Source organism: Ruminococcus sp. 1001136sp1_2201st1_G3_2201SCRN_220225, assembly GCF_040924365.1.
GTDB lineage: Bacteria > Bacillota > Clostridia > Lachnospirales > Lachnospiraceae > Blautia_A > Blautia_A faecis.
Map to the genome: position 1 here is coordinate 23,022 of NZ_JBCOME010000004.1, position 19,376 is coordinate 42,397.

At 43.0% G+C, this 19,376-nt stretch carries 12 protein-coding genes and 2 pseudogenes; 3 read left to right on the forward strand and 11 right to left on the reverse strand.

Annotation, left to right across the window (positions count from 1 at the left end):
• Positions 1 to 172: 172 nt before the first annotated feature.
• The 10 genes from AB5642_RS02580 to AB5642_RS02625 all read right to left on the reverse strand — a co-directional run bounded on the left by AB5642_RS02580 (position 173) and on the right by AB5642_RS02625 (position 13,490).
• Positions 173 to 1,453 (reverse strand): ATP-binding protein, encoded by a 1,281-nt coding sequence (locus tag AB5642_RS02580; protein ID WP_173715762.1) that lies wholly within the window; start codon positions 1,451 to 1,453, stop codon positions 173 to 175.
• Between the two features lies 1 nt (position 1,454).
• The gene (locus tag AB5642_RS02585) at positions 1,455 to 2,165 is read right to left on the reverse strand and encodes a LytTR family DNA-binding domain-containing protein (RefSeq protein ID WP_118577566.1); all 711 of its coding nucleotides are present in this window, start codon (positions 2,163 to 2,165) and stop codon (positions 1,455 to 1,457) included.
• A 107-nt stretch (positions 2,166 to 2,272) separates the two neighbouring features.
• Entirely contained in the window at positions 2,273 to 2,695 is a 423-nt protein-coding gene (locus AB5642_RS02590) for a hypothetical protein (protein ID WP_173715761.1), read from the reverse strand.
• 1 nt (position 2,696) lies between these two features.
• Positions 2,697 to 5,825, reverse strand: coding sequence for a glycoside hydrolase family 3 C-terminal domain-containing protein (locus AB5642_RS02595; protein WP_195982729.1), 3,129 nt, complete (start codon positions 5,823 to 5,825; stop codon positions 2,697 to 2,699).
• Positions 5,826 to 6,007: 182 nt separating this feature from the next.
• Positions 6,008 to 8,503, reverse strand: coding sequence for a glycoside hydrolase family 2 TIM barrel-domain containing protein (locus AB5642_RS02600; protein WP_207748568.1), 2,496 nt, complete (start codon positions 8,501 to 8,503; stop codon positions 6,008 to 6,010).
• Between the two features lie 195 nt (positions 8,504 to 8,698).
• Positions 8,699 to 10,000 carry an alpha/beta hydrolase-fold protein gene (locus tag AB5642_RS02605; RefSeq protein ID WP_237925438.1) on the reverse strand — a complete coding sequence of 434 codons (1,302 nt, stop codon included), beginning with the start codon at positions 9,998 to 10,000 and terminating at the stop codon, positions 8,699 to 8,701.
• Positions 9,981 to 10,172: a hypothetical protein gene (locus AB5642_RS02610; RefSeq protein WP_173718073.1), complete on the reverse strand. Its 192-nt coding sequence runs from the start codon at positions 10,170 to 10,172 to the stop codon at positions 9,981 to 9,983. Before AB5642_RS02610 ends, AB5642_RS02605 begins: the two co-directional genes overlap by 20 nt.
• A 181-nt stretch (positions 10,173 to 10,353) precedes the next feature.
• Positions 10,354 to 11,175 carry a carbohydrate ABC transporter permease gene (locus AB5642_RS02615; RefSeq protein ID WP_237925439.1) on the reverse strand — a complete coding sequence of 274 codons (822 nt, stop codon included), beginning with the start codon at positions 11,173 to 11,175 and terminating at the stop codon, positions 10,354 to 10,356.
• Positions 11,172 to 12,053: a carbohydrate ABC transporter permease gene (locus AB5642_RS02620; RefSeq protein ID WP_173770266.1), complete on the reverse strand. Its 882-nt coding sequence runs from the start codon at positions 12,051 to 12,053 to the stop codon at positions 11,172 to 11,174. Before AB5642_RS02620 ends, AB5642_RS02615 begins: the two co-directional genes overlap by 4 nt.
• Before the next feature lie 120 nt (positions 12,054 to 12,173).
• Positions 12,174 to 13,490, reverse strand: coding sequence for an ABC transporter substrate-binding protein (locus AB5642_RS02625; protein ID WP_118577574.1), 1,317 nt, complete (start codon positions 13,488 to 13,490; stop codon positions 12,174 to 12,176).
• Positions 13,491 to 13,844: 354 nt separating this feature from the next.
• Here AB5642_RS02625 and AB5642_RS02630 point away from each other — a divergent pair, with 354 nt between their 5' ends.
• Entirely contained in the window at positions 13,845 to 15,674 is a 1,830-nt protein-coding gene (locus tag AB5642_RS02630) for a histidine kinase (protein WP_237925440.1), read from the forward strand.
• A 21-nt stretch (positions 15,675 to 15,695) separates the two neighbouring features.
• Positions 15,696 to 16,439, forward strand: coding sequence for a response regulator (locus AB5642_RS02635; protein ID WP_237925441.1), 744 nt, complete (start codon positions 15,696 to 15,698; stop codon positions 16,437 to 16,439).
• A gap of 93 nt (positions 16,440 to 16,532) precedes the next feature.
• Here AB5642_RS02635 and AB5642_RS02640 read toward each other — a convergent pair.
• A pseudogene (locus tag AB5642_RS02640) lies at positions 16,533 to 16,583 on the reverse strand (DUF6783 domain-containing protein); the annotation flags it as partial.
• On the opposite strand from AB5642_RS02640, the pseudogene AB5642_RS02645 reads away from it, so the two are divergent.
• Positions 16,560 to 16,808: pseudogene (locus AB5642_RS02645) on the forward strand (DUF6783 domain-containing protein); the annotation flags it as partial. The pseudogenes AB5642_RS02640 and AB5642_RS02645 sit on opposite strands and share 24 nt — an antisense overlap.
• Between the last annotated feature and the right edge of the window lie 2,568 nt (positions 16,809 to 19,376).

Below are 19,376 nucleotides of genomic sequence, written 5' to 3' on the forward strand. Positions count from 1 at the left end.
GCTTCGCTACTTGCTCATGAACGCAGTCGCTTCGTGATCTGTCAGTAGGAGCTGAAGGCTCCCACTGACAGAAGCATCCCCCCTCACCTGCCGCTTAGTGCTCCGCGCACTTGAAGCGGGAGAATACTTATCTGCGTTCAAAAAAAGGCACCTCCCCAGTTTGAAAAAGGCTCTAATCTAGAACTGGAAAAATAATATCTACACTAAAAATCTTTTCTTCCAAATTCGCCACAAGATTTCCGCCATATTTTTCCACCACATATTGAATACTTTTCATGCCAAAGCCATGATAATTATCATCTCCTTTGGTACTCACCGGAAGCCCATTACGAAATTCCAGTTCATCCTCGCAATAATTCTCAATATGAATCCCCATCACATCCTGTCTCGCATATCCGATGAGGCTGATAATTCTCTTTTCAACTGGCAGCTCCGCTGCACATTCAATAGCGTTATCTAAAGCATTTCCAAATATGGCAGCGATATCTCCCGATTTAATACCAGTAAGCTTCTCTCCATCAATCATATATGAAAACTTAATTTGATATTTTTCACAAAGAAGATTCTTTTCTGAAAGAATAATATCCAATGGCTGGCAGCCTGTTTTCGCAAGCCCGTCATAAATATCTACTGCTTTACGTATTTCTTCCAGCTGGCCATGATCTGCATTTCCGGCTTGTTCCAATTCCAGAATCCGATGCTTAAGATCATGACATTTCATGTTAATGATTTCAACTGTTTTCTTTGACAACTCATACTGTTTTGCATTTTCCTTTATTAACTGCTCAAGAGCCAGATTTTCTTCATTGAGCCGGGACTGCTCCAGAAGCCCAAACTGCATAAAAAGAGATAAAATACAGCAGAATACAAATGGAACACGGCACGCCATAACCATATCCAACTTTTCACTGATCAGCCAGCTTTGAAGGAGCCAGCAGACACATAAGGAAATAATGGCTACCCAAAGTACACGGACTCTGTTCTGGCTGATATTCGGAAAATTTTTTATTTTTGCTGCACAAGTGAGATAGCAAATAATATATACAATGGTAAATCCAATGACCATTTCCGTGGAAAGCATCTTGAAAGAAGTTTTGGTCACGATACAAATCAGCACCTGAATATTGCTTCCAAGATTCTGTACAGTAAAAGCTCCAATTGTACAAAATAAAATATCCAAAAAAGAACGCCTGAAGCAAAACCACATGTAAAGCTGCATAAAAACAAGCACAATAAAGGTTCGAATTCCGCTTATATATTGACCAATTATAATTGGAAGGGTAACTCCCAAAAGCAGACAGGCAGTTCCCCCTACAAGCAGGCGTAACCAGAAGCGTTTCCTTTTTTTTAGATGGAAAAAGAACATAGCTTCCGCTATAAAAAGCTGGATGATAAAACAGGTAATTCCCTGTATTTCACTTGTAGATGAAGCTAATATTTCATAAATTGCCACGTCAGTTTCCTCCCCGGTTAATGTACATTGTCATTTGATCTATAAAAGTTTTTTTATAAGAACGGGAAATCGATAATTCCTTTCCATTTACAAACACGCTGTTTCCCTGATAGCGGGAAATCCATTCCAGATTTACACAAAAGGATTTGCTGCAACAGGAGAAGCGACCTGTCGGAAGCTGTGCTATAAAATCTCCCATTGTGCTTCGCAGGCGAAAAGTCTCTTTCGAAGTATGAAGATAAAGATAATGCTTTGCACTTTCAATATAAATCAGATCTGCAATATCAATTTTAACAGTTCCCTGTTCAGAAGGAACATATATCTGATAACCATGAAGCTTTTTACAGATTCGGATCGCTTTGTCCAGTTTCAGCGAAAAGTTGAAATATTCAATAGGCTTTACCATAAAATCAAGAGCCTGCACTTCATATCCGTTAATGGCATATTGCGCCATATTGGTAATAAAAATAAGAGGAATCTGGCTATCAAATTCCCGCAGTTTTCTGGCGGTGTCAAGACCATTCATATGAGGCATTTCAATATCCATAAGAGCAATGTCGCAGCTGGCTTTATAATCGCTGATAAAATTTAATCCGTTTTCAAAGCATTCTACAGCTAACGGTTCCTGTTTTTCTTCTGAATAGCGTAATATATAGTCTTGAAGAATTTTTGCACTTTTCTTATCATCTTCCACAATAGCAATGGTAATCATAGTTATCCTCCATGGTATAATGAAAAAGCCGGAGTCCTTTTGGGCATTCCGGCTTTTTCATTATACCATGTAAATATTAATTTGTGCCATATTTTACAGCAGATAAATCAAGCTTTTGTCTCATCCTTACAAGTGCATTTCTGAAATCCAGAATAAGAGGAAACAATATATGCAATCATGGAAAGTGCCATAAGTACGGCTGAAATTATGAATTTTTTTATGGTTGCAAACTCATAAAGTCCTGATACCACATATCCAATAAAATCAACTTGTGTATAAAAACTGTTAACAAGTGCTGCTGCAGTCAGAATTGCATTTGCAGTAAGCAGAAGGCTTGTCCACTTAAAATCAGGTGCCACCTTCAAAACGATCATCGCAAGAATCTGCAGAACCACTGTTACAAGCAGCAGAACCTCAATATAAGATTCTGTATGTCCTGACTGGCGGTACATTACAAAGCCGATCAGCGCAAGGATTGCAGCCACAAAGCTTAAGTAAAAACCAAATGTTTTATTTTTCAGATATCCCATATTACTTGTCCTCCTTCACGTAAACTGTCTTTTTGCGAAGTGAATTTCGAAGGTACATAACTGCAAACAAAAGTGTCAGAAGTCCAAATACCACCTCTGCTGCCATAAAGGCAATCTGCCACCATGTAAGAACGTGAATATATTTAGTGGAGGTTGTAATTGTATTCATATCATTACTTGCAACTGTATTATATACGAAATATTTAATTGTTTCTTTCATCTTTTTCTGGAAAGCAGAGTCCTTTGCAATCAGCTTCAGGTTCTCGGTTGAAGTCATGGAACCAATATTAGCGCTTTCATATGCGGAAGTTGTAAGACATCCGCCACCGCCGCCAAATACAATATCTCTCCAGTTCATGTAATCAGCACCGTTGATCATATCTGTTACGATCCAGCCTTCAAAGCCCCACTCGTTACGTGCAACCTGCACCTGTGAAGCTTCGGAAGCTCCTGAATATACAGTTCCAAGACGGTTGAAGCCTGTCATGATTCCCTGCGCATAGTTATTTTCCATAGCTCCCTGGAATGCACGGAGTTCATTTTCCCTTGCAGCCTGCTCTGTGAAGAATGTGGAAACACCGGAACGGTTTAACTCCTGATGATTCATGATATAGTGTTTCGGCATCATCATAAGACCTTTGGATTTTCCGCCTTTGCAGACAGCCTGTCCCAACAGGTTGGTAAGCATGGCATCTTCTGAATAATATTCATGATTTCTGGAGCAGTAAGGTGCACGGTGAATGTTAAGACCAGGTGCTGCAATGGAGTTGGCATTGGACCACAATCCATCTTCACCAAAGAGCTCTCCTTCTCTCTCTACAAGTTCTTTATTGAATGTTGCTGCAACTACAGGTTCTGTAGGCATGGAGCTCATAGAGTAGGAAGCATATTCGTTGTCTGAAGAAACATAAGTCGGCTCGGAAGAGTTGGATTCATTCCAGCGGGTTGCATATCCTGCAATCTGGTCGTAGCTGTAACCGATCGGTCCGTCATACCAGATTGCTTCTGGCAGGAAAATAGAATCCAGCTTCTCAAAGTTTTTATCTCCTGCTTTCTCAATAAAGTTGGCAGCCTCTTCCAAAGTCAGCTGATCCATAAGCTGATCCCATTTTTCATCAGACAGAGGAAGTGCACCTGCGAAAGTTCCATCCTCATTAAACTGGAGGAAATCAACGGTGCTTAATCCGTTGTCAGCTCCCCAGACAACTTCTTCGTCACTATTCTCAGTAAGTTCATAAGTGGAGTTTGTAAGACCTTTCATCATTTCCTCTATTGGAGTAATGCTTTCCACTTCTTTCCAACCCTTGCTCCAGTCAGAACGTGTAGTGTATTCAGCAGTATCCGGGATCAGATTGTTAATATCGCAATCCTGGAATGCATTCTCTACGTTTTCAGAATAAGTCTCTTTATCTTCACCAAGAGAAACTGTCACTACATTTTCCGGCTCAATTGTTTCATCGTCTGTAATTGTGATCAGATCGTCTGTGGAATCTGTTTTTACCGCCAAGACATTGTTTAATGCTTCATGCGCACCGTTTCCGATTGTGAAATAATAATCACCGGAATCCAGCACCCATGCGCCCTCTGTTCCATCTTCTTTTACAGCTTTTTCATCATAGCTTGCCATATATTCCGGAGCGAACTCAATTTCCAGAGTCTGTGATTCGCCAGGCTCAAGAACCTCTGTTTTTCCAAAATCAAGAAGCTGAATAGAAGCTTTCTCCAGTCCGCCCTCTATATATGGTGTCTGTACATAAAGCTGGACAACATCTTTTCCGGCAACGTCACCGGTATTGGTTACCTTCACTTTTGCAAGTCCCTTTTCCCCAGATATTACATCTACACTTTCCAGCTCCTGAGTAAAGGTTGTATAAGATAAACCATATCCAAACGGATAAGTTACTTCATCTACATAGTTCCATGCTTTGCCAGTAGAAGAGCCTTCTGTGGTGGCTGCATTTCCCTGATCCAGAACAGTATCCTCGTAACGGGTTTCATAATATTTATAACCAATATAGATACCTTCTGTTTCTACTACATACCAGTCACCCTTGTCTGCTTCTGTAAGTTCTGCACCAGATTCTGCATTGGAAGCATTAGTATAAGTATAAAGACCAAAGTTGGTCATTGCCGGAGCAGAAACAGAACTTGTGGCATAAGTATCAGAAATATGACCGGATGGATTCACATCGCCAGAAAGTACATCACATACTCCAAGGAATCCATTCATTCCCGGAAGTCCAGTCCAAAGAATTGCTCCAATCTCCGGATCATCCTTCAGTTCCTGGATTTCCATAGGAACGTCAGAGTTGATCAAAACGATCACCTTGCCATTGCTATTTTCCTTTGCAAGCTGGATCATCTCTTTTTCGTAAGCTGAGATAGACATCGGGGTGTCGAAGCTGTCCCCATTAGGATCCTTCATATTTGTGCTGTAGTCAGACGCCTCTGAACTGTCTCTGGAAAGAACAACAATTGCTGTTGTATCCTTAGCAGATTCCAGAATATCATCTGTGTAAAGTTCAGCAGGTGCCTCACCTACTGTATATGTATCTGCTTCATTATAAGAAGCGGAAAAAGCAGGTACAAGGCTATGGCCCGGAACTTCATTTCCAAAGAAAGAAGCTTTTCTGTAATATGGTGCGCAGGTTTCACTTGCATAAAAGCCTTTCATGGTTTCATTTACTGTGAAGCCTCTTTCATCCATAGCTTCTTCAATACCATAAGCGATCTGACCATTCTCTGAATCAGCCACAACAGAGGAACCAATTAATCCGCCGGTTCCCGGAAGATGGCTGTTTAAGCCCCAGAGGGTAACAGCTTCTTTGGATTTGTCAAGTGGAAGGGTCTGATCTGTATTTTTGAATAAAACGGAACCTTCTGAAGAAATTTCAGCAGCCAGCTGTTCTTTAGCCTTTACCAGATCCTCTACATTATCAAATTCAGATTCATAATAAATGCCATCAGAGTCAGAATCTCCCTGCTCGATTTTGTAGCTTGAGGTTCCAAGTGTCGCATTAATGAAATCCACTCTTGCATTTGCAATTGAGCTTCCGCCCAGTGTGATTGTGAGAAGTGAGGCTGTAGTTGTTGCCAAACCACGCCAGATTTTCCCGGTATGCTTTTTCATATTTCCTTTCCTCCTAATAAATTTCCTTTGACAGATAAACACATACTTTTCAGATAGTTACTCTGTCCTTTCAGTTCTGTTTGAACCGCTGGATTTACTATAGCAAAAGGAATGGGATTTGTGAAAAATTCGGCAAATTTGGAACCGTTTCTGGCAAAACTGGTAAGCATATGAACTTTAAATCAATCTAATATTTCAATCTCTGTCTCTGCATTTCCAAGCTCAGATTCAGCTTTCACAACTACTTTACCAGCTCCAGCCTGTGGACGGATAATCGCCAGCGCTTCTCCATAATAAGTATCTGTCTCATTGCTCTGGTAGCTTTCCGGATAATATGGGCAAGCGCTTCCAAATGCCAGAAGCTCGCCACCTTCTACTGTAAGCTGGATTCGACCTCTTACCAGCGGTTTTGTCTGACCATTTTCGTCTGTATAGCGCATTCTCACATAGCAAAGATCGGTGTCTGCATTCACGCGGGTAAGCTCTGGTTCTGCTACAAGAATCGTCTCTTTTCCAGCTGTTGTCAGTGTCCTTTCTGCAATTATATTGTCATTTGCATCATAGGCAACAGCCTTGATTTCTCCATTCTGATAGGTTGTATCAAAGAATACCTTGCAGTCATTTTTCGGCTTCTTAGTGCCTACACACTTACCGTTTATATACAGCTTCACATGATCTGCACGGGTGTAAACTTCTACTTTTGCAGCATTCCCGTCACAGCCCTCCCAGGACCAGCTTTCCATGGCATTGGTCATTTTCCATGCAGATGGGGAATGGGCATCCTTTGTGTGATCAACCGGCATAACTGCAATTGCCAGATCCTCCAGTTCAAAGGCAACTCTGGTATATGCCATCTCGCCAAGAGGCTTTCCTGTGAGATCAATCCGGCCTGATCCGGCACTTACCCAGCCACAGCCGCCATCAAAACGAGGTGCATAATCCTTATATTCCCATGCGCCGATTCCAACCTCACCCAGATAATCCTGAGCAGCCCAGACGAAATCACCAATGATACGCTTATCACGTTTTGCTTCCTGCATAAATCTGTACGCATCTGCACAGAAGGTTTCACTTCCAAGAATAATTCGCTTGGGATACTTCTTTAAATCATGATGGTAACGCTTGATTCCATAGTTATATCCTGCAACATCCATATTGGCATATGCATCTCTTGTTTTCACATCACATGGATAAAGAGTTGCTCCTGTTTTCATAAATCCGGCACCAAAAATTCCGGCTACCGTGTTATAAAATTCACTTCCCACAGCCTTTTTCTTCTTGGCATTCTCAGCAGCTTCGTCTGCTTTTTTATCGCTGTAAACACCAAATCCCATAGAGCTTAAGAAGTTAAAAAAGATATTGATTCCGCAGCTTACAGGACGGGTGGAATCCAGCTCATGAAGTCTGTCTGTAAGGGATTTTGTAAGGGAAATTCCCTTTTTCTGCGCAGTCTCAGACACTTCATTTCCTGTAGAATACATGATCACAGATGGATGATTATAGTCCTTATCCACCATATCTTTTAAGTCTTTTCTGTAGTTTTCCAGAATCTCATCTGCATAGTCATACTTTGTTTTATGGATATACCAGCCATCAATATATTCGTCCATTACAAGCATTCCCATTTCGTCACAGGCACGAAGAAGTGCTTTGGAGCATGGGTTATGTGCAGAACGGATTGCATTATAGCCAGCGTCCAGAAGAATGCGGATTTTACGGCGTTCTGCAAATTCATACGCACATGCACCAAGAAGACCGTTATCGTGATGGATACAGCCACCTTTTAACAGGACACGTTTTCCGTTGATACAGAAGCCCTCTTCCGGAGTACAGCTTACTACACGGATTCCAAAGGTTTCTTCCTGAATATCCTCGCCGAAGGTTACGCGGCAGGTGTAAAGATTCGGTGCTTCCGGGCTCCAAAGGTTTGCTCCCGGAAGAGCAATTTCTCTGGAAAATTTACCATCTGCCTGGAGAATTTCCAAGGCGATGATCTTATCTGATGCTTTGTCAGAATTTTGAACAGTTGGTTGTACTGCATTTTCGTCAATACACGGCTCTATGGTCTCGTCTGTCTGGCCTGCACTTTCGCCAGCCACAGCTTTTCTGGTAACAATCTGTTTCTCCAGAATCTCCACTTTCACCTCGCCGGCAGCATTCGGCCATGCCTCCACGCGGATCTTCGGCTCCTTATAATCCAGTGTAGTGATCTTCACACTGTCAAATCTCAGATGGTTTTTCGGCACTGTATACAGCCACACCGGACGGTAAATTCCGGTACCGGAATACCAGCGGCTGTTTGGCTGATCGTGGTTGATCACTTCCACGCGGATCACATTCTCTTCCCCGAATTTTACATACTTGGTGGCATCTACATAGAATCCGATATATCCATAAGAATGATAAGCCACTTTTTCGCCGTTGAGATATACAGTTGCCTTACGGTAAACGCCCTCAAATTCCAGTATCACTTTCTCGTCCTTCGCTTTCTCTGGAAGGATAAATGTTTTCTCGTAAGTGTAATCCTGCGCCTCATACCATCCTATATTCACACCGCCGGCACTTGTCTCGCTTCTCTCATCCAGCTGCATGGCATCATGCGGAAGAGTCACTGCAAATGCCTTTTCTTTCTCTCCGGTTCTGTAGCATACCCAGTTTTCGTTAAATGACTGCTTCATGATTTCCTCCTGAAATTTTCTATAATTTTCGTTTAATTTAAAATTCCCAACTATATCTCAGTCGCTATTTTCTACCCGTATTTTACCAAATAAAAAGCAGGCTGCCATATTTTAATCGCAACCTGCCCGAAAACACACGTAAACTGTGAAAAAAGCGGATTGCTGTTCTCCCAATTCACAGCAACGTGTTTCCCGCTAAAAAATCTTCTGTAAAAAATTATACAACGCCAGATGCCAGTTTCCCATAGAATGATACCGCATTGGAAATACATCAAAACAGGTATTTACACCAGACCGCAATCTGGGTTCTATATCCAGCAGAGCCTGGTAATCCTGAACCTGTCCAGGCAGGGCGAAGTCGAAGTTGCCGCTTGCCACATATAAATAATGAATTGGCAGTTCTGCAAAATCGCCTGTCTGAATGGTATCTTCAAATGCAGTCCTGTCTGTCCTGCTTCCGCTGAATGCCCCGAACCATGAAAAATAATCCAGACTCTGACACAACGCAGAATGATACATCGTTACCGCCCCTCTTGACAAACCGGCAAATGCTCTGTGATCCCGGCTCTCTGCGAATCCCTCATCATCTGCCGATTTTGCATATGTAGAATAAACGGATTCAATCTCAGGCATCAGATCATTTCGCAGCTCCTTTGCAAAAGAATAGGTCAGCTGATCCAGATCATCTGCACAGTCATCTTCCACATAAAAAGTCGGTGTCACCACAATCAAAGGCTCAATATCTCCATCTGCAATCATATTATCCAGCATAGTTTTGTTATACGGATTTGTTTTCAGCCAGTATTTTTCATCATCACCTGTTCCATGCATCAGATACAGAATATTGTACTCTTTCTCCTCGCTGTAGCCATAAGGCAGATATACATAAGCTGTCTTTTTCACGTCCCGCTCATCAGTAGCATATGCCTTGGTATCGTACACTACTTCTTCCACAGTTCCCGCCTGTTCTGATTCTTCCGCATCATATTTCGCCGGAACTGCCCACAGCTCATCCCGGGCCTGTCCCTGCGCCTCATGCCCTGCCTCATACCTTACTTTCCAAAATCCTAGGAAACCTGCCAGAATTAAAACAGCTGCCAAAAGCGGCAAAACTGCCACACGCCCCACAGGGATTTTTTTCCCGATCATTACTGCGATTCCCAGGATTCCTCCCAGCGCCGCAATAATACTCTCTACCAGAAACAACCAGTTAAAGTAATAAATGCTGGTAGAAAAATTAGTATTAAAATACAAAACAAAAGCTGCCGCTGCAATCACCAGATACAGAAAAGGCATTTTGCTTTTCCATGCCATATACGCCACCAGCATAAAAGTCACCGCAATCATACTGAATGTAATAAATGCTGTCTTATCTCCCAGAATTGCAAACCGGACAATATCAATTCCGGAAAGTAACACCAGAATAACTGCGGGAATCCGGCTGATCCGGTTCCACATTTTTTCATCTGCTGTCTTCTCAATTTTCTGTTTCATCATTTCTCACTCCTACATTTTCTTCAAATACATTATCACATTTCGCAAAACATTTCCTGCAAAATCCGCAATTTGCAGCCCAGAAACCGCCAACTGCGTTACTGTTCACTCCGTTCACAGAAACACGCTTCGCCGAATCTTCCCTGTGAACAGCAACCACGCCGTGCACAATCATTTTCCCCTCAAATGAAGATAACAGATTTCTTCTTATTTTTCAGCATTCTGGCAAATACAGACATCTTTTGGGCAAAAAAATACCGGGAACAGCTCTATAAATTCTAAAATTTAAAGAACCATTCCCGTTTTTAGAAGGAATTTCAATTATAGATTGCCGCGGTCGCACTGCGCACCCCAGATCACTCTTTCACCGCACCGGAAGTCATACCGCCCACAATATATTTCTGGCCAATCATATACACGATCACAACTGGAATACAGGTAAGCACAATATCCGCAAAAATATAATTCCAATAGCTTTTATTCTTTCCAAAGAACTGATAAACTGCCATGGTCATCGGGAACATTTTGCTCTTGCTTGACAGATACAACGGAGTCAGGAAATCGCTCCACACACCCATAAACTGCAGGATAAAACAGGTTACCATAGTAGGCTTCAGAAGCGGCATGATGATCTTGAAAAACAGGCTGATAGGACCTGCGCCATCAATAACTGCTGCCTCGTCCAGTTCCACAGGAACAGAAACCACAAAGTTGCGGATGGTGAATACACAGAACGGAATCATGGCGCTGGTAAACACCATAATAATTCCCTGTCGTGTATCGTTCAGATGAAGAGTGCTTAATACTCTCACCAATGTTACATAGTTAACCGGGAAAAACAGTCCGCAAAGTACGAAATAATATAAAAATACATTTAATCTGGTACGCTTACGGCACATTACAAAGGCAGCCATTGCACAGAGCACAACACCAAGAGTGGTTGCAACCAGTGCGTAAAGTAAACTGTTTGAAAATCCCTGGAGCAGATTTCCTTTGTCGATAACCTCGGTGTAATTGGAAAACAACCATTCTTTCGGAAGGGCAAGACTCATTCGGGAAGCCTCGCCTTTACTCTTGAAAGAGTTTATAACTACCATATAAAAAGGCAGGATAACGGTCAGGCACAGCAGGAGGCAGACCAGATGTTTCAGCAGATTCTGAACTTTTTTCTTTGTCATTGCTGTACCTCCTGTTTTCCTAAAGTTTTAACAATTACAACACCAGCAATTGCTGTGATCAGAAGCAGAATACTGTTCAAAGCAGAAGACATACCGTACTGACCTCTGGAATAAAGCTGGAATGCATAGGTGGTAAGAACCTCTGTTGCATGTCCAGGGCCACCGTTTGTCAGAACGTAAACAATATCAAATACCTTCAGACCGTATGTAATACCAAATACCAGGTTGATCATAATGGCGCCGCTGAGCATTGGAAGTGTCACATAGCGAAGTCTCTGCCAGAAGTTTGCCCCATCGATCTCAGCTGCCTCATAGTAGGATCTCGGAATGGTATTCAGACCGGCAAGGAAAATCGTCATTACATAACCAATACCTCTCCATGCATCCACACCATAAATGGATTTCCATACAACGCCAAGATCCGAAAGCCATTTCTGTTTCAGGATACCAAGATGCAGTGCATCCAGGATTGCATTAAGAAGACCGTTGTTATAGTTTAAGATAGACTTAAAAACAAGACCGATAATAACAAATGGAAGAATGGACGGCAGATACAGTAAGGTTCTGTAAAGTCCTTTTCCCTTCAGTCCTTCCTGAAGCATGATGGCAATCAGAAGTGCCGGGATCAGCTTCACAATATTGGAAATAATGGTAAATTTTAATGTATTTCCAATACCGCTTAAGTAATCCTTATTTGATGTAAAAATCTCTTTAAAATTGTCCAGTCCCACAAAATGGACACCATTTAATACACTTCTTGAATTCCAGTCTGTGAATGAATATGCAACACCCATTATACTGGGAAGCAGGAAAAAGATAATGTACAAAGCCAGCGGCAGTATCAGAAACCACTGTGGATAAATTTTCTTCTTATTCAAAGGCGATACCTCCCCTCTATCAAACAGTGCGAAGGAATCACTCCTTCGCACTGAAGATATACCCTTATTAAATATCTTATGCTTAAATAATTATGTCAATTTCTTACCGGAAAACTTTATTTAGTTCCAGTTTGCATCGCCAACTGTCTTGGCAGCCTCTGCACGGTTGGTGTCCATATTTGCAAGAACGTCATTTGCTTCCATTTCGCCCTGGCAGAATGCAACCATATCCTGACCAAACTGCATCCAGTAATCGTTTGTATATTTTGTGCCGGTCTGCAGAACAGATACGCTCTTCTTACTGTCATCTACTGTTGCAAGGAACTCTTCTTCCTCTGGCAGCCAGTGTTGCTCAATTGCATCATCGTTCATATCAACGTTTGTGTATGCAGGAGAGTTGTCAAGGATTTCCTGAAGACTCTCTGTGGTTGTAACAAAATTGAAGAATTCTTTTACAAGATCCTCATGCTCTGTTCCCTTGTAACCAAACATGGTAGGTCCAGCCGGGTTGGTCGGATACCAGGTGTTATCGCCAAGTGGGATCAGGAACATACCAAACTCATCCTCTGTGCCTGTGTCATCTTTGATCTGCTGAATGTAACTGGAGTTTGCCATAGCCATTGCAATGTTTCTGTCGCCAAATTCATTTGTCAGGTTGGTGCTGTCAGTTCCAATCCAGTCCTCTCCGAAATATCCTGCATCGGAAAGCTCTTTGAACTCGTTCAGAACCTCAAGCATTTTCTCATTGTCAGCAAATGTAGCCTGATTTGTATTCAAAGCATCGTAAAGTCCTGGTGTAGCTTCTTCGTAAACACCACCGATCTGGAAGAATGCCAGCTGATGCTGCCATCCATCTGCACCTGGCATAAACCATGGAGTAATTCCCTGTTCTGCGATCTTAGCGCAAAGGTCTTTCAGCTCTGCATAAGTAGATGGTATCTCCCAACCATTCTCTTCGAACAATGTTTTGTTATAAACCATTACATATTCTGGTGAATTGTGCCAGATCTGAAGTCCGTATAATTTATCATTGTATACACAGGATGTTTTTCTTGCTTCCGGCATAAGATCTTCCCAGGAAGCTCCTGTGAAATCAATACAGTATTTCTCTGGATCAACGATTGTAGACTCGATTGCAAATGGGTTAGACTGAATCCAGAAAATATCTGCGCAGGAATCAGTAGCCAGTTTGGACTGAAGCAGGTCAGAATACTGGTCAGCCGGAATAGTCTGAAGGTCAACTGTTACACCATAAGTATCTTCAAAACGCTCGATTGTTGCATCATATCTGTTATCCATCCAGCCTGCTGATACCAGAATACTCAGTTCCTCACCGGAAAAATCTGCAGTCTCCTCTGCAAATACGGTAAGTCCGCTTGTCATGGACGCGATCATTGCTGCTGCACAAGCCACTGCCACAAAACTCTTTCTTTTCATTTACATATCCTCCTTTTAATAAAATGGCATTTACCTCATTCAGGAATCTCCGCTGATTCCTCTGTTCTTTTGATGATATTATTTTATCAGCCAGATGCTTTTTAATCCATGGATATTCTTACTTTCAATTTGTACTTTTTTCACCACATATTATACTTTTTTCACATAAGCTTATGTTTCTTCGAAAAGTCACCCGAAATTCTTATATATATTTTCTCTGTTTTCGAGCATTTATTTGTACTTTTTAAACAAATATGATATACTGATTTTTAATGTTTCACACATGGATTTCTGCATCTGCTTTCATAATATAGTCAGCAGCGCGGGCAAAACAATTACAGGAGGTATCGCCAGATGAAATCACGCAGTTTACAATCCAAGCTTTTTTTTGCCTATATCAGTCTGGCCTGCCTGATTCTTTTTTCTTTTGCTGTTTTTTTCTATGCTTTTGTTTCCAGACAGCTCAAGCAAAGTCAGATCAGTGCCATGAACACTCTCAATTCCAGCTTTCAGACTCAGGTAGATTCCGCCATCCGCAATCTGGATGCAGTATCTGTAAACATTAACTACAGCAATCAGTCAAAAACCATTCTGGACAATTCCTTCAACTTAAATATTTCCAGCAACATGCTTTCTGCCATGTCTGATTTGTTTATTTCCCTTTCCGGAACCGAGCTGAAGGCAGATCAGGTAAATCTCTATGATTTTTCCGGATATGTTCTGGAAGCCGGCATCTCAACTATAGTCAAAAAGACGGATGGCTCAAAGGATGAGTGGATTGAGGTCGCCCGTGAACTGGAGGGAAAAAAAGTCCTTACTCCACCCTACTGTACCAGAGAATATACAAAAACAGCCACCTATGACCAGTGGTTTATTTCCCTGTACCGATCCTTTAATAATCAATATAAACGTGGCGTGGGTGTGATTGAAACAGCCAAGCAGTGCAAATCTGTTTTTAAAAGTATCATCACTTATAAAAAAAAGAACCATGAAGATGCTGCCAGCATCTATGTTTTTGACAGCAATGGCGATCTGATCTATCCCTACGATATTTCCCAGGAATACAAAGCAGCACTTCAGCCCTACTATGAACTTACCAAGGGAGATGATTCAGCCCTCACTTTTATCAGTCCTCTTACAGGAAAAACAGAGTATGCAGCAGAGGCCGTATCCTCTTATACCGGCTATACCTATCTTACAATTCAGCCGGAATCTGTAGTTCTGGCTCCGGTTTACAATCTGCTTCGTATTCTTGCGGCAATTGTTGCGCTGTTTCTGACAATCTCCATCTTTATTTCCTACCGGCTTTCCCGTTCAGTCGTAAAACCGGTAAAGCATCTGAAGCATATTATTCAGCGCATGGAGCTTGATACACTTGGACAGGAAAAGGTAACTGCATATCCGGTTTCCGTTAATGAACTGGAAGAGCTCTACCAGGCCTTTCAGCTGATGAGCGACAATCTGAAGGATTCCATGGAGCAGCTGAATCAAGCTAAGGAGCAGGAAATGAAAGCCAGAAGCATGGCTTTGCAGACACAGATCAATCCTCATTTTTACTACAATACCTTGTCCAGCATTATAGTTCTGGCAGAGAACGGAGATTCTGAGACCGTGGTAAAAATGTGCCGGAATCTTTCCCGGATCATGCGTTATATTACCAATACCACAGAGACAACGGTCACTTTAAAGGATGAACTGGATTATGTACAGAAATATCTGTATTGTATGAAGGTCCGTTATCAGTCCAGCCTGAATTACAGCATCCATGTAGATGAAAGCCTTCTTTCCCAACCAGTCCCCAAGCTGATCATCCAGCCTATTGTGGAAAATGCCATTCGCTATGGTTCGAACTGTGCACCGCCATGGAACATTTCGATCACCAGCGTGGTCACGGAAGGAAGCTGGCAGATTGAAGTAACGGATTCCGGTCCTGGCTTTACAGAGGAAGCCAAAGAGAGGATCACTGCCAACATTATGAAAGCCATTCAGAATCCGGGACTTCCGGAACTAAAAATAAATGGGCTGGGAACTATAAATGTGTATCTCAGATGGAAAATATTCTGTAAAGGAGACATTATTTTCAGATATGGAAATACCGCTGAAGGGCACGGAATCGTGTCTATTGGACGGTATTTTTCCAAGACAGCTAAATCAGCAGATGAAACTGACTGCATAAGTGAATAAGCAAGGAGGAATCAAAACAGTATGACGTACACTGTCATCGTTGCGGAGGATGAAGAACTTCTGCTCACAAATCTTGTCCAGAAAATCCAGAAAGCGGATCCGGATTTTCTGGTGGCAGGAACTGCACAAACAGGCGATCAGGCTCTGGCTCTGGTAGAAAAGCTCAGCCCTGATCTTGTAATTACGGATATCCGTATGCCTGTGATGGATGGAATCACCCTGCTCACAAAAGTAAGGGAGCAGTTTCCATTTACTAAATTTATTATCACCAGTGGATTTTCAGATTTCGAATATGCAAAAAAGGCCATCACTTTAAAGGTTTCTGATTATCTGCTGAAGCCAGTTGATTCAGAGGAGCTTAAAGAAGCTCTCTCCAAGATCAAACAGGAATTTCAGATTGCCGGAAATGATTACGAAGAGGTGTTTAATGCCCGGACTGCTGCCATGACACCAACTCAGATCGCCACATTACTGAAAGATTTCATTGTAAAAAACTACAGCGAGGACATTAATCTGAACCTGATCGCAGATAACATGAACTACAGTCCCAGCTACCTGACCAAAATTTTCTGCCAGGTCTACGGTTGTACCCCGTCCAAATATCTGAGCACCCTGCGCATGAGCCACGCCCAGCGTCTTCTGGTCCATGAGCCTGGTCTGTCCGTGAAACAGATCGGGGAAATGTGCGGCTATCATGATCAGGGATATTTCAGCAGAATTTTTAAGAAACATACAGGTAAAAGCCCGTTGGAATTCCGGGGGTAAAGCTTTGAAGACCGGCAGGGATTGTTCCCTGCCGGCCTTCTGACACGCTCTAGAGCGTGTTTGAAAAAGGCTTTCTGCAAGATGTGCGTCACAATTTGTGGGAGATTTCGCCCGGATGAGGGCGCCGTAGCGGGCTACAGCAACCAAATTCGGGTGAAATATACCGCAAAGCGGGGCGTACAGATTGCGGGAATGATTTTTCAAACAGGCTCTAGATCCGGAATAATTCTGCATGCTCTTCTTTATACAGCTCTATATTTAAGTACTCTCCAAAGTGCACTTCATCTGGTCTTCCGTATTCATAGGAAACCTTCACAGATTTTCCTGGCCATGGGTTTTCCACTCTGCATGGGTGTCCTTTGTGGCTGAGTATGCTAACCCGCTCTACCTCACCGTCTTTCAAAGCAGCGCTTACCTCAAGCCCTCCCCAGGCACGGAAATTCCGGAAAAAGGCGTTTGGATGCTCAGCTCTCGGCCATACTGGGAAAATGCGGATCATGCCCTCGCAGCTTTGCAGCATCATCTCCTGGATGGCATCCGGGATGGTGTTCAGCTGCTCGATTCCATGAGGATTTTCCTTCAGAAAACCGTTTGGGATTCCCCGGTTCAGGATCATATCGCGCATTTCTTTCCAGATGATTTCCGGAGCGTAGCCTACACGTACTGCGGCAGTGAAAAACAGACAGCTTAGGTTAGAGGCATTAAAAGCACCAGCCTTGTAGAAATGAGGATTTTTTACTCCACCAGATTCCATTCCATTGCTGTAAGCTTCGCCATTTTCTAATTCACCATTGCTATTGAACAGCAAGTTATTTGCATTATCTTTATCTGCAAATTCTGCTTCTTCAAGTGCCTTCCTGTATTCCAGCTCTCCCAGCGCATTCTCCACCAGTGCATGTATCTGCACTGTATTTCGCGCCACTTCCAGCTCTTCCGGGGCACTTCCAAGCCCAATTGCATTGCCCGGATATATCTGCATCACATTTCCCGGAAAATGGAAAGACCATTTGCCACCGATACCTTCATCATAATAAATCTCTTTGTCCAGCATTTCTTCCGGAAGCAGATCCTCCAGCTTCACATCCACCTCTTTCCAAAGAGTTGGATTCTCCTGAATCTCCCGAATTGTCCCCTTTGGATAAGGTGCCAGGTTCTCTGCGATTTCCAGCCATTTTTCCCTCTTTTTCTCATCCAGATCAAGTGCCTCACTGATTCTCGGCATCCAGGTAAAGAAGGTTTTCAGATAACCTAATGTATTCACCGGATCTTCCGGAACGCCATTGTCACGGATGTTCCCATCTGTGCGCTCGTGCATACCATCTCCAACTACATGGTAAACGCCATCCCTGCACACCAGATCCTTTTCCCAGAAATCTGCCACACCGCGAAGATAGGGATAAACCTTCTGTGCATACGCCTCATCCTCCGTGATTCCATAACGATAGATCATATTCAAAGCACCGTGAATGGCAGGAGATTTCATATGCAAAAGCAGGGCCTCACTTACCAGGCCGTGAGGTCCCAGTCCCAGCGGATAATAAAGTCCCTCATGGTGAAGCAGCCGCTTACACATCTCATCTGAAATTTCCATCAGTTTCAGATAAGGCGCATCGTGAGGATCAGACTGCTGGAAATGTCCGGAGACCATCAGATTCAGATAGGGAGACTGATGGTTATAATTAATCTTATAATTTCCATTCCATGCCGGACGGTCAAAAGTACTGATTCCCAGAATATTGGGCGGATATTCCGGATCCCGTGCTACACTTGCCAGCATATACTTCGACAGATAATATCTCTGCTCGATCACCGGATCATCCAGGGAAATTTCGGAAACACTCCAAAACTTTTTCCACCATGCCCGGTGCCGTTCATGAAGAGTTTCCACATCTTTTTCCGTTATCCACCTTGCCCTGGAAAAGGCATACTCATAAGGCCTGCTGCACTTCGCCCAGGAGCGCACTGGCAGAACGAATGTTGCCCGCTTACCGGCTTTTATTTTTTTATGAGTGCTTCTGTCACTTAGCTTTCCTGTATTTCCAAATGCTTTAACTGCCTCAGCATTCTTTAAAATACCGTTTCCCGCCGAAGGTTCTGTAAATACCGCTTTATTTGATTTATTCCCACTTTCCTCAGTGAATATAATAGATCCCTTCTTTAAAGAAGCCAGACTTTCAACGCCGCCAATTACTTTCGTTTCCTTCAGAAAGCCCCCTGCAAAACCGACCTTAGTTGGAATATCAACATGATCTGAAAACTGCCGGTATCCACTTACAATCCCACCGCCGGTTTTCTTTACCTGCAGCGGACGTCCCGTCACCAGTCCTACGAACATTCCGTTCTGGACATTCTCCGACTCGCCGCTTCCCCAGACATCCACAGCTTTTTCGCAGCCTTTTCCCGTTTCGTCCGGAAAATAAAAATCAAATTCCACATCCAGATCTGTCTCACTCTCAAACTCTACCACAAGAATGTTCTCATCCGCAGCCACCCAGCTTCTCAGAGAACATTTCTCTCCGGCGGAATTTGTCAATATTGTTATCGTTTCTCCCATGGCAAACTCCTGCTCCGTATACCACCGGGCACCTTCCATAGCAGGAATATCAAACACCATACGCCCTACCGGTCTGGGGCTTCCGCCGCTTACCGCCGGATCACATTTGGCAGAACTGTTATCATGAAAGAATTCCCAGTTCGCCGCACTTTCCATTTGCCAGAAGTCATTGGTAGTAAACCAGAACTGTGGATACCTCCCATCCCCAGCCACTGCCGCCAGCAAATCTCCATTTCCCAAAATCGGCGCATCAATCTTCGTCCCCGCATTCTGCCAGATCTTCCATCGTCCTCCCCCGGAAACATCCACATTTCCGTCTGGTACAGCCGTCGGAGCCTCAGTAAATACAGCCCTATTTCTCTCTACAACCATATATCTTTCCT